6 protein-coding genes and 1 other RNA gene are annotated in these 12,681 nt (G+C 70.5%); 6 read left to right on the top strand and 1 reads right to left on the bottom strand.

The window, feature by feature from the left end:
• Positions 1–61 precede the first annotated feature (61 nt).
• Positions 62–2,257 carry a glycoside hydrolase domain-containing protein gene (locus tag ACWEOH_RS17735; RefSeq protein WP_452033196.1) on the bottom strand — a complete coding sequence of 732 codons (2,196 nt, stop codon included), beginning with the start codon at positions 2,255–2,257 and terminating at the stop codon, positions 62–64.
• Between the two features lie 237 nt (positions 2,258–2,494).
• On the opposite strand from ACWEOH_RS17735, the gene ssrA reads away from it, so the two are divergent.
• The 6 genes from ssrA (at position 2,495) to ACWEOH_RS17705 (ending at position 12,223) form a co-directional block, all read left to right on the top strand.
• Positions 2,495–2,863, top strand: a transfer-messenger RNA (tmRNA) gene (ssrA, locus tag ACWEOH_RS17730).
• Positions 2,864–3,032: 169 nt separating this feature from the next.
• Positions 3,033–6,431, top strand: a complete 3,399-nt coding sequence (locus ACWEOH_RS17725) for a chitobiase/beta-hexosaminidase C-terminal domain-containing protein (protein ID WP_452033194.1) — start codon at positions 3,033–3,035, stop codon at positions 6,429–6,431.
• Between the two features lie 33 nt (positions 6,432–6,464).
• A complete protein-coding gene (mgrA, locus tag ACWEOH_RS17720; protein WP_452033192.1) occupies positions 6,465–7,520 on the top strand; it encodes an L-glyceraldehyde 3-phosphate reductase in 1,056 nt (351 codons plus the stop codon).
• 152 nt (positions 7,521–7,672) lie between these two features.
• Positions 7,673–7,885, top strand: a complete 213-nt coding sequence (gene tatA / locus ACWEOH_RS17715) for a twin-arginine translocase TatA/TatE family subunit (protein ID WP_452033190.1) — start codon at positions 7,673–7,675, stop codon at positions 7,883–7,885.
• A 288-nt stretch (positions 7,886–8,173) separates the two neighbouring features.
• Positions 8,174–9,337, top strand: a complete 1,164-nt coding sequence (locus tag ACWEOH_RS17710; protein WP_452033188.1) for a sugar phosphate isomerase/epimerase family protein — start codon at positions 8,174–8,176, stop codon at positions 9,335–9,337.
• A 108-nt stretch (positions 9,338–9,445) separates the two neighbouring features.
• Complete coding sequence (locus ACWEOH_RS17705; protein WP_452033186.1) at positions 9,446–12,223, top strand: PQQ-dependent sugar dehydrogenase; 2,778 nt, start codon at positions 9,446–9,448, stop codon at positions 12,221–12,223.
• The last annotated feature ends 458 nt before the right edge of the window (positions 12,224–12,681 follow it).

Here is a 12,681-nt window from a genome sequence, read left to right as displayed (position 1 = left end):
CTGCGGGGCGATGGTCTGGTCTGGGCAGCGGGTCGGGCGCGGGCGGTCGCGGCATCCGTGCTCACGGATCGGAGGCCGACGGCGGTCGGCCGTCGCGACCCCAGGCGCTCGGCTCGGGGCCGAGCTCGATGCGCAATCGGCCGCCGCGGTGCACGTCGTCCCCGCGTAACCAGGTGCGCTCGAGCGGGACGCCGTTGAACGTGGCGGACTGCACGTACTGCGTCGGCCCGTCGCGCTCGGGCTCGACGAACCCCGTGGTCTCGATGCGCAGCTCGCCGTCGCCGAGGCGCAGCTCGGACTCCGCGAACGACGGGGCGTTGACGAGGAACAGGTTCTGCCCCGCGACCGGGAACAGCCCGAGCGACGCCCACACGTACCAGGAGCTGAGGCCGCCCGAGTCGTCGTTGCCGGGCAGGCCGCCGCGGCCGGTGCCGAACTGCTGGTGCACCGCGGCGTGCACGACCTCGGCGGTGCGGTCGGGGCGTCCGGCGTAGTGGTAGGCCCATGGAGCCTCCATGTCGGGCTCGTTGTTGAGGCCCTCGAACCGGCCGAGCGCGTACCCGTTCGCGAGCTCCTCGAGCCCCGGGCGCACGCCCGGTTGGCGCACGGGCTCGGCGCCGTAGCCGAAGAACGCGTCGAGCATGCGCACGAAGGCGTCGTCGCCGCCGGCGAGGCCGATGCGGTTGCGCATGTCGTGCAGCAGCCGGAACGAGTAGTTGTGGCGGCTGCCCTCGTAGAACGTCGAGTCCTGCAGGAGGCCCGTGGCGTCGTCGAACGCGTTCACCCAGCGCGCGGCGAGGGTGCGGAACTGCTCGACGAGGTCGCGATCGCCGACGCGTTCGGCGATGCCCGCCGTGCACCAGTACCCGTAGGCCAGGTCGAGCGTGTGGCTGATCGGATGCGCGACGCCGCGCAGCAGGAAGTCCTCGCCGTAGGTGCGGCGCAGGTCGGTGTGCATGTGCACGAGCGCCCAGTCCCAGTCGATGCCGGGCAGCCCGAGGCCGCACAGGTCGGCGAGGAACGTCTGCGCCAGCGCGCTGCCCTGCCGCGAGAACCGGTCGCTGCCGCGCGCCATGCGGTAGCCGATGGGGAAGTTGCCCTCCTCCTCGCAGATCGTGAGGAGGGCCGTGCCGAGCTCGACCGCTCGGTCGGGCATCAGCGCGGTGACGAGCGGCAGCTGGGTGCGGTAGATGTCCCACATCGTGGAGAGGTCGTAGACGAACGGGCCATCGGACGGCCAGAACGGGCTCTCCTCGGGCGCGAGGCACGGCTTGATGAGCGAGTGGTAGAGCGCCGTCGAGAAGACCGTCTCGCGCTCGGCCGAGGGCGTGTCGACGGCGATCGCCTTCAGCTGCCGGCGCCACGCCTTCTTCGTGCGATCGCGGCGCTGCGGGAACCGCGCCGGCCCGACGCCGCAGTCGCGCCGCAGGTTCTCACGGGCCTGCTCCACGCCCCGCAGCGAGAAGCCGATGCGCACCTCGACCGTCTGACCGGCATCGCTCGGCCCCGCCCACATGAGCCCGAACGGCCGCAGCGTCGTCGGCCGGATGTGGTCGAACGCCAGTCGGGTGCCACCCGGCATGAGCCGGCGGTCGTACCAGAGCATCTGCCGCCACGATCGCGCGTCGCACTCCACGTACACCGCGAGCGGCGCGCCCTCCACCACGATCTCGCCCTGCGCGACGCCCGGCCCGATCGACTCGAGGTGCGCGCGGAGCGGGATCGTCTCGCCGTGGGGGATGGCGAGGCCGCCGAGCGAGAAGTCGATCACCACGCGGGCGTTGCGGTTGCGCGGGAACGTGTAGCGGTGCACCGCGCTCTTCGGCCCCACCGTGAGCTCGGCGCGGATGCCGCTCTCGAGCGTCGCGGCGTAGTACCCGGGCTCCGCCTCCTCGTCGACCAGGCGCCAGGTGCGACCGAGCACATCGAGCGGCTCGAGCATGGGCGTGACCCGGAAGTAGTTGTAGTACTTGCGGATCGCCCCGGTGCCCGACTGCTGGAAATGCGTGAATCCGGATGCCACGGCGTCGTCGTGGATGGTCGTCGGCACGCCCTCGGTGCTGAGGTCGTAGCGTCCGTAGCCGGTGGGGTAGGCGCCCGAGTACGCGCACGCGGAGACCATCCCGAGCGGATACGTCGCGCCCGGATGCGTGTTGCCCACCTGCGGCTTCGGCCACCACCACGTGGCCGCGATGCCGGTGGGTGGCAACAGGTCGGTGACCTCCGTGCCGATGAACGGATCGACGCGGCCGATCACGCGGCTCCCGAACTTCCCATGCCGGGACGCTACGGGCATCGCGCAGGCCGTGGGTTACGGCCGGATGAACGATTGCCGAGCGCTGGTCCTTGGCGTGGAATGACACCGACGTCCGGTCCGTTGTATCCTGTAAGGCCGCGGACCCCGAGCGATGGGCTCTCGAGATGCGGGACTTGGAAACTCCACAGCGTGCGACAACGGCCCTCCGAACCGGTTCCGACCGGCGCGGTGCCACATGGGGATGATCGGTTTCGACATCGCCTGTGCGCCCACGAGAAGCGGGCCGAGGATGCAGGGTTATCTCGTGAACGCTCCCTGCGAAACAATAACTGCCAATAAGAAGCAGTCCGACTTCGCCCTCGCTGCCTAAGCGAGGCCGATAGTCCGTCAGTCCGGGTTCGTTCCCGCCCCGGTCACTGGCGTCATCTAGGGAACTCGCTGCGCGTCGTCGCCTGAGCGACGTGCGGGACTTTCCTCAGGCTGGGCCCGTCGACTCAGGTGCCTGTGGCAAGAGTCGGGGCCGAGCAGAACGCCTCACAGGATGCGCCCGGAGAAGGCGTGGAAACTCAGCGATGGACGGGGGTTCAATTCCCCCCATCTCCACAACCAGCGCCGTTGTCGCACGACGTGGACCGAACGGCCGCCCGAGAGGGCGGCCGTTCGTCGTGTGCGAGCGACACGCCAGCACCGCCGGGCCGAGGTCCCCCTGATCGGGGGGTCCGTTTCCGTCCCCTCCCCGTCGCGTGCCGATTCACGAATCTATAGCCTCGTGTTCATGGCGAAGACGCTGGATGATCGTCGGGCGTTGAGCGCCCAGGGAGCCCGCCGACCGTGGTCGCGGTTCATTGCCGCGCTCCTGGTCGTCGGGGCGCTGTTCGTCGCCCAGTTCGTCTCGCCCGCGACATCCGGACCGGCGCCGTCGGCCTCGGCCGCCACGCCGTGCACGGGCGGTTCGCTCACGGTGGTCGCGCACACCGACGACGACCTGCTCTTCCTCAACCCCCACATCCTGCAGGACATCCAGGCCGGCCGTTGCACGCGGGTCGTCTACACCACCGCCGGCGAGGCGGGCGAGGGCGCCGCGTACTGGGGGAGCCTCGAGTCCGGCATCCGCGCGACGTACGCCCAGATGGCCGGGGTCGCGAATCGCTGGACCGCCGCGAACGCCGGCGTCACCGCGGGCGCGATCTCCGTGCACACGCTGACGGATGCGCCGCACGTCTCCGTGGTGTTCCTGCGGATCCCCGACGGATTCGACGGGAGTGGCAGCGCCCCATACGGCTACGAGAGCCTCCACAAGCTGTGGAACGGCGAGATCTCGCTCGTGCACACGGTCGACGACAAGGAGTGGTACACCAAGAACGAGGTACGGGACATCCTCGTGCAGCTCATGACGAGCTTCGCGCCCAAGACGGTGCGCACCCAGGACTGGTCGACGAACCCCAACAACCTCGACGACCACAGCGACCACTGGGCGACCGCGATGTTCGCGCGCCTCGCCAGCGGCCGGTACACCGCTCCGCACACGCTTCTCGCGTACGAGGGGTACCCGATCTGGGATTATCCCGCGAACGTGACCGGCCCCGACCTCCAGGGGACGATCGACGCCTTCGTCACGTTCGCCGAGTACGACAAGTTCCTGTGCGGCAACCCGAACGAGGGCTGCCCCGAGTACCCGCACGACGTCTGGCTGGAGCGCCAGTACCTCGTGGCATCCGAACCGACGAAGAACGCCGTGCGGGAGACGGGCGTCATCGTCGCGGCATCCTCGACCAAGTCGACGTCGCAGGCCGCGGACCGCGCATCCGACGGCTACCCGGTCGGTGCGCCGATGGATGCCGCCCGCGAATGGGTCACGAACAACCAGGGCGCCGGCGGCTGGATCCAGTTCACCTTCCCCAAGCCCACGCCGCTCGAGGGCATCACCCTCTACGACCGGCCGAACACCGCCGACCAGATCACGGGCGCGACGCTCCAGTTCTCCGACGGCGGCACGGTGCCGGTCGCGGCGCTCCCGAACAACGGTGCGGGGCTCACGGTGACGTTCCCGGTGCGCACGGTCACGTCCGTGCGGTTGAACGTCACGGCCGTCAGCGCCACGACCACGGCGGCCGGCCTCGCGGAGTTCGAGGCCTGGCGCGGACCCGCCGATACGACCGCGCCCGTGGTGACCCCATCGCCCACCGGCGGGGAGTACGCCGTCGGGCAGCCGATCACGCTCACCGCCAACGAGCCGGCGACCATCTACTACACGACCGACGGCACCGCGCCGACGACGACCAGCCGGGTGTACAGCGGACCCATCACGCTGACCGCCGGGTTCACCCTCAGGTACCTCGCGGTCGACACGGCCGGCAACGCCTCCGCGGCCGGGCAGCAGGTCTACCGGGTGCCGGCCGCCGACACCACGGCGCCGATCGTGACGGTCACGCCCGCCGGCGGGCGCTACGAGGTGGGCCGCCAGATCACCATGACGACGAACGAGCCCGCGAAGATCCACTTCACGACCGACGGCTCGGCGCCCACGGCGAGCAGCCCCGTCTATTCGGCGCCGCTCACGATCACCGGCTCCTTCACCCTGCGCTACTTCGCGGTCGATCCCGCCGGGAACGCCTCGGCGCCCGCGTCCCAGAGCTACTCGGTGCCCGGCCCGCCGGCGATCGTCCTCCCGAGCAATGGCCAGACGGTCGGCCGCACGACCACCATCCAGCTGCAGGGCGACCCCGGTTCGACGTTCCGGTGCACGCTCGATCCCGCAAGCGGCGGCCAGCAGGCTCCGTGCGCCTCGGGCGACGTCCTGACCTTCACGACCGAGGGTTCGCACACGCTCCAGGTCGTCGGCGTGGATGCCGCGGGAACAGTGAGTCCGCCGAGCTCGGTGACCTTCACGGTCAGCTTCGCGGCGCCCGCGCCGGTCATCAGCGCGCCGGCCGCCGACGGCTCGACGACGACGGCTTCGCCGAGCTTCGAGTTCTCGGCGCCCGGAACGACGAACGCGACCTTCCGGTGCAAGCTCGACGCCCAGGCGTTCGCGCCGTGCACGTCGCCCCGCGCCTACACCGGCGTGACCGCGGGCGCGCACACGTTCACGGTCGAGGCGACGAACGCGCTGGGGAACACCGGTACGACGGCTCGAACGTTCACCGTGGTGGTGCCCGACACCACGCCGCCGGCGATCACGGCGACGCCGATCGGCGGCACCTACGCCAAGGGCCAGTCGATCACGCTCTCCGCCAACGAGTCCGCCCGCATCCACTACTCCGTCGACGGGTCGGTGCCGACCACGAGCAGCCCGATCTACAGCGCACCGCTGTCGCTGCAGACGTCGTTCGAGCTGCGGTACCTCGGCGTCGACACAGCGGGCAACCAGTCCGCGGTGGGTTCGCAGCGGTACACCGTCCAGGTCGTCAAGCCGGCCGGGCCGAGCCATGACTTCAACGGCGACGGCCGAGCCGACGTGATGGCTCGGGACACCGCCGGCAACCTCTGGCTCCACCCGGGCGACGGCGCGGGCGGTTGGCAGCCCGCCCGCCAGATCGGCACCGGCTGGAACGTCATGACGACGATCCTCGTGCCGGGCGACTTCGACGGCGACGGCAAGGTCGACGTGCTCGCCCGCGACACCACCGGTCGACTGCTGCTCTACCCGGGCGACGGCGTCGGCGGTTGGCGCGCGCCGTCGCAGGTCGGCTCCGGCTGGAACATCATGCGCTCGATCGTCGGCCCCGGCGACTTCAACGGGGACGGCCGGGTCGACGTGCTCGCGATCGACCTCGACTACCGGATGATCCTCTACCCGGGCAACGGGTCGGGGGGCTGGCTCACGCCCGTGCAGGTCGGCTCGGGGTGGGGCATCATGAACGCCGTCGTCGGCGCCGGCGACGTCAACGGGGACCGCGCGGTCGACGTGCTCGCGCGCGGCACCGACGGCACGCTCTACCTGTATCCGGGGAACGGCCAGGGCGGCTGGGGTACTCGATCCACGATCGGCGGCGGCTGGGGCGCGCTGAACCCGATCATCGGCCCAGGTGACTTCAACGGCGACGGATTCGTCGACGTGCTCGCGCGCACGTCGTCCGGCGGACTCCAGCTCTACCCGGGCAACGGCGCCGGTGGGCTCGGGCCCGCGACGACGGTCGGATCAGGGTGGAGCGCCTTCTCCGCGATCATGTGAGCCGTCGGTGAGCACCGGTCTAGCATCGGGTTCATGACCTTCACCGCCGACCCCGCCCGCTACGACCGCATGCCCTACCGACGCGTCGGGGCATCCGGACTCAAGCTGCCCGTGCTCTCGCTCGGGCTGTGGCAGAACTTCGGCGACGACCGGCCCCTCGACGCACAGCGTGCGATCGTGCGTCGCGCCTTCGACCTCGGCATCACGCACTTCGACCTCGCGAACAACTACGGCCCGCCCTACGGCTCGGCCGAGGCGAACTTCGGGCGCCTGCTCGCGACCGACCTCGCGCCGTACCGCGACGAACTCGTCGTCTCGACCAAGGCCGGCTGGGACATGTGGCCGGGGCCCTACGGCGTGGGTGGCAGCCGCAAGTACGTCATCGCTTCACTGGATGCCTCGCTGCGCCGGTTGGGGCTCGACTACGTCGACCTCTTCTACCACCACCGTCCGGACCCCGAGACCCCCGTCGAGGAGACCGCCGGCGCCCTGGCGTCGATCGTCGAGCAGGGCAAGGCGCTCTACGTCGGCGTGTCCTCGTACTCGGCCGAGGACACGCGGCGCATGCGCGACCTGCTCGCCGAGCGCGGCGTGCCCCTGACGATCCACCAGCCGTCGTACTCGATGCTCAATCGCTGGATCGAGACCGAGGGCCTCGTGGATGCCGCGGGGGACCACGGCTTCGGCATCATCGGGTTCACCGCGCTCGCGCAGGGCCTGCTCTCGGGCAAGTATCACGAGGGCGTGCCCGAGGGGTCGCGTGCGTCGACCGACGGCTCGCTCGACTCGGAGGTCATCACCGAGGAGCTCGTCGAGCGCCTCAGGGGGCTCACCCGGATCGCCGAGCGTCGGGGCCAGTCTCTTCCGCAGCTCGCACTCGCGTGGGCCCTCCGCGACGACCGCGTCACGAGCCTCGTGCTCGGAGTGAGCCGGGTCGAGCAACTCGACCAGAACGTCGCCGCGCTCGACCGCCTCGACTTCTCCGACGAGGAGCTCGCCGAGATCGACGCGCTCGCGGGCACGACCGAGGGCGTCGACCTCTGGGCTGAGGCTCGCGAGGGCGGGCCCCTGCCGGTGCTGCGCCCCTGATGAGGGTCATTTCCGTGCCTCCTGCCCCGTGAACGAGGGACGATCCGAAGAGCCGTTCCATGCGTGTCGATGGACATATGGCGACCGCTGTGCATAAGCTGTAAACGCAGCGACGGAGTCGCGATTCGCACGATGGAGTACGGAGGAGACCCATGTTCGCCAATCTCAACGGGTGGCACGCCCTGATCGTCGTGGTCGTGATCCTGCTGCTGTTCGGAGCCCCGAAGATCCCCGCGCTGGCGCGGAGCCTGGGGCAGTCCATGCGCATCCTCAAGACCGAGATCCGCGACGAGGGCGAGAAGCCCGCGAGCTCGCAGACGTCCACCGCGCAGCCGGCCGTACGGGACGCCGACGCGGCCGCCTGAGCCAACCCACACCGCCCCTCCCGGAGGCCCGTTCGGGCCTCCGGGAGTCCGGCATGCCCGGGCTCGGCGAGCCGTGTCCTCACTTATGACGACAACATTCCAAAAGTCAAAACCGGAGACTCGTCTTTTGCTTGACCGCCTCTTGAGAAATGCCGTAGTGTCCGAAAAAGCGTGATCCGTTCGGTTCGCGCGGGGCGCTCGACCGGTGGGAACCAGGCCGGCGTCAGGCACTCGGGGCCCGGTGGGCCACGGCTGCATTCCCCCAACACATCAGTGCAAAGGAGCATCATGAGCGATCTGATCGATCGATCCGACGATCCGCAGCTGGGGCGCAGCCTCGGCCTGTCCCGGCGCCAGCTGCTCGCGGCGACGACGGGCATGGCCGCGGCGGCCGCCCTCGGCGCGGCGGCGATCGGCGGGAGCCCCGCCCAGGCCCTCGCCCAGGCGGCCGGCGCCGCCAAGGCCGCCCCCGGTGGCAACGGCGCCCTCATCCCGCCCGGCAAGCGGGGCATCATCCTCTACACGGTCCGCGACGCGATCAGCCGCGACCCGAACACGACCGACCTCCCGTCGGGCTTCAAGGAGGTCTTCCAGGAGCTGTCGCGCATCGGGTACAAGCAGATCGAGTTCGCCGGCTACAGCCAGCACGCGAACGCCGAGGGCGGCAACGTCAACAACATCGCGGGCGCGCAGCTCATGCGCAGGTGGCTCGACGACAACGGGCTCGAGGCCGAGGGCAACCACGGCACGATCCCCGGCACGATCACCGACGCGACGCTCGCGGCGTTCGACCTCGCCTGCGAGACCGCGAACATCCTCGGCTTCGGCCACATCGGCACGGGCAACGACCCGACGAGCAGCAGCTACCTCGCCGACTGGCAGGCCGCAGCCGACCGTTGGAACATCCTGGGCGAGCGTGCAGCGACGCACGGGCTCAAGCTCTACACGCACAACCACGATGCGGCGTACAGCTTCCTGCTCGACAGCGGCCCGCTCGACGCGGCCGGACGTCCGACCCGTTCGAGCGGCGTCCGTCGCCTCGAGTGGTTCCTCCAGAACACGGACCCGAACTACGTGTACCTGGAGATGGACATCTACTGGGCGCACGTGGCGCAGTTCCGGTTCCAGAACTACACCGCTCCCGACGGCGGCACCGCGACGAACCTGTTCGACCCCGCGGGCCTCGTGGCCGCGCAGACGACGCGGTTCCCGCTGTTCCACGCCAAGGACGGCGCCTCGCGTCCCGACCTCGCCGCCGGCTACACCATCGTGCCGTTCGGACAGGGCAACATCGACTTCACGACCTTCTTCCAGCGCATCGGCGCCAAGGGGTACCACAACTCGATGTACGAGCAGGACAACGCGTCGACGGTGCCGGCGCCCGCGAGCCCGGCGCTGTCGCTGCAGAACTCGGCCACGTCGTACGCCCACATGGCGTCGCTGCGCGGCTGATCCTGCAGGTCCGAACCGCGCGACGCGTCGCGTGACACCCCGGGGCCGGACCGTAACCCCGGCCCCGGGGCATCCGCACCACCACACCCCTCTACCAAGGAGACATCCATGTCCACACCCCGGTTCCGCCTGGGCGCGCTCGCGCTCAGCGGACTCCTGGCGGTGACGGCGCTCGCCATGAGCCCCGCCACCGCCTTCGCCCATGACGGCGAGGATCACGGAGACGAGATCGCCGCCACCACCTGGGCGAACTACGAGAAGGTCACCCTGACCAAGGACGTCGGCGAGCCGATCGACCTGGCCGTCCTGCCCGACTCGCGCGTGCTCCACACGACGCGCGGCGGCCAGGTGCGCCTGACCGACCCCGCCCAGGGCACGACCACGGTGGTCAACACCGTCGACGTCTACGCCAACTCCGAGGACGGCCTCCAGACGATCACCCTCGACCCCGACTTCGAGGAGAACGGCTGGGTCTACCTCTACTACGCGCCGCGCACCATGACGGCGCCGTACCCCGCCACGACGCCCACCGGCTCGGCGCCGAACTCGCTGCCCGCGGGCGCGGACGCGAGCTACTGGGACCAGTGGAAGGGCTACAACCAGCTCAGCCGCTTCAAGTGGAACGCGACGACGAGCTCGCTCGACCTCGCGACCGAGCAGGTCATCATCAAGGTCGAGGTGAACCGCGGGCAGTGCTGCCACGTCGCCGGCGACGTCGCGTTCGACAAGGACGGCAACGTGCTGCTCGCCACGGGCGACAACACGCCCGCGAGCGCGCCGGGTGCGAGCGGCTACGCGCCGATGAACGACCGGGCCGGCTTCAACCCCGGCTTGGACGCGCGTCGCGGCGCCGGCAACTCGAACGACCTGCGAGGCAAGATCCTCCGGATCGACGTGCAGGACGACGGCTCGTACGCGATCCCCGCGGGCAACCTGTTCGCGCCCGGCACGACAGGCGCCCGGCCCGAGATCTTCGTGATGGGCGTGCGCAACCCGTTCCGGATCGACTACGACCCGGTGACGAACGCGGTCACGTGGGGCGACTACGGCCCCGACGCGGGCACGGCGAACGCGGATCGCGGCCCGATGGGCTACGTCGAGTGGCAGTCCACGACCGTCCCGCTGAACGGCGGATGGCCCTTCTGCCACGGTCCGAACGCGAACTACAGCAACTGGGACTACGAGACGCTCACCGTGCGCGGCTGGTACGACTGCAACGGCACGCTGATCAACCCGTCGCCCTACAACACGGGGCTCCAGCAGCTTCCGTCGGCGACCGAGCCGCAGCTCTGGTACGGCGACCAGCCGACGCACCAGCCGTGGCCCGAGTTCGGCAGCGGCGGCCAGGCGCCCATGGGCGGCCCGACCTACCGCTACGACGAGGAGAACGAGTCGGCGACGAAGTTCCCCGAGTACTGGGACGGCAAGGCCTTCATGGCCGAGTTCTCGCGCGACCGCGTCTTCGCCTTCTCGCAGGACGACCCCGACGGCCCGGTCACCAGGATCCAGGACTTCCTGCCCAACTCCGCGCTCACCGCGGCGGGCATGCCGGTCTGGGACAACGTGATCGACTTCGAGTTCGGCCCCGACGGCTCGCTCTACGTGCTCGACTACGGTGACGGCTTCTTCCGGCCGAACCCCGACGCGGGCCTCTACCGGGTCGACTACACCGTGGGCACCAAGGGTCCGCGCGCCGACCTCACCGCCTCGGTGACGTCCGGTCACGGCCCGCTCGCGGTCGACTTCTCGGCCGCCGGCAGCACGCACCCCGACGACCTCGCGCTCAGCTTCGCCTGGGACCTCGAGGGCACGGGCACCTTCACCGACGGTCCGGCTGAGATCAGCCACACGTACACCGAGGACGGCCAGTACACCGCCCGCGTTCGCGTGACCGACAGCGGCGGCCGGGTCAGCCTGACCTCCGTCGTCATCACGGTGGGCAACACGGCGCCGATCGTGGAGATCGTCACCCCCGAGAACGGCTCGTTCACCGACTGGGGCGACAAGGTCGCCTTCGAGGTGAAGGTCACCGACCCCGAGGATGCCACGATCGACTGTTCGCGCGTCCTCTGGAGCTACGGCCTCGGCCACGACAACACGCACGCGCACCCGCTGTTCACGGGCACGGGGTGCACGGCCGTGATCGAGACCCAGTCCGAGGCCGGCCACGGTGAGACCGAGAACATCTACGGCGTGATCGGCGCCTCGTACACCGACGGCGGCAGCGCCACGGCTCCGGCCCTCGTCGGTGACGCGGTGACGCTGCTCAACCCGCGCGACCTCCAGGCCGAGCACGCGGACGCGCGCAGCGGCATCGAGGTGGTCGACGACGCGACGGCCCACGGCGTTCGCAAGGTCGTGTCGTTCGACGCGGGTGACTGGCTCGCCTACGACCCGGTGAACCTGATCGGGATCACCGGCGTCGAGGCCCGCGCCATCGGCACCGGCACCCTGTCGCTCCGCTGGGGTTCGGCCGACGCCGACGCCTTCCTCACCATCGACGTCGCGAACCCGAGCGGTGCGTGGCAGGAGATCTCGTCGCCGCTGCTCGAGGTGCCCGAGGGCACCGACCGGCTCTACGTGACGAGCACCGGTGGGGTCGAGCTCGACCAGCTCGCGTTCACCACGTCGACGAGCGACATCCGCTCGCTGCTCGCCGCGCTCGCGGCGGACCAGCGGATCACCAACGGCGCGAAGCAGTCGTTCGGTGACACGCTGGCGGAGATCGACGCCGCACTGGCCGCCGGGGACACCGCCACGGCGATCAGCAAGCTCGAGTTCATCGTCACGCAGGTCCCCAACCGGATCCGCACCGACGCCGACGCGGCCGACCTGGTCGTCCGCGCCGCGCAGGCGGTGATCGCGGACCTCACGCAGTTGACGTAGGCCCCGCCCGACGGACGGGTCCCGGTTCCTCGGAACCGGGGCCCGTTCTCGTGCGTCCGGGGGCTGTGCTGCTCCGAGTGCTGCGGCGCATTCGAGCATGTACCCCGATCCGCGGGGCGGGGTGTCCGGGGCGACGGCGCAGCGGATGCCGCGGCTCGCCGGAGCCGTCGGCCCGACCATGAGCGGTCGGCCGGTCCGTCGGATCGACGGTCCTGCGCGGCATCCGCGGGGTCCGCGGCATCCGATCACCCCTCGTGGAGGCCGTGTACCCCGTCACCCCCGTGCTGGGGGACGTGCGCCGCGACCGAGTGGCCTAGGCTGACGGGGCTGCTCCTTTCTTGGTAGAGGGGTGCTGCATGGTCCCGGGTCGCACGTTACGGGTGCGACCCGGGACGCTTCCGTCTCCGGGGAGTCCACGCCCGATGACGGATGCCGCGGACACGACGATGCCCCCGGCG

This window comes from Agromyces sp. NPDC004153 (assembly GCF_053603635.1).
Note: the sequence above shows the minus strand (reverse complement) of the source record. Positions and strands in the feature narration are given on the sequence as shown.

Coding starts and splice junctions, on each gene's coding strand:
- mgrA (WP_452033192.1), top strand. CDS start 6,465: ATGACCTTCACCGCCGACCCCGCCCGCTACGACCGCATGCCCTACCGA.
- ACWEOH_RS17710 (WP_452033188.1), top strand. CDS start 8,174: ATGAGCGATCTGATCGATCGATCCGACGATCCGCAGCTGGGGCGCAGC.
- ACWEOH_RS17725 (WP_452033194.1), top strand. CDS start 3,033: ATGGCGAAGACGCTGGATGATCGTCGGGCGTTGAGCGCCCAGGGAGCC.
- tatA (WP_452033190.1), top strand. CDS start 7,673: ATGTTCGCCAATCTCAACGGGTGGCACGCCCTGATCGTCGTGGTCGTG.
- ACWEOH_RS17705 (WP_452033186.1), top strand. CDS start 9,446: ATGTCCACACCCCGGTTCCGCCTGGGCGCGCTCGCGCTCAGCGGACTC.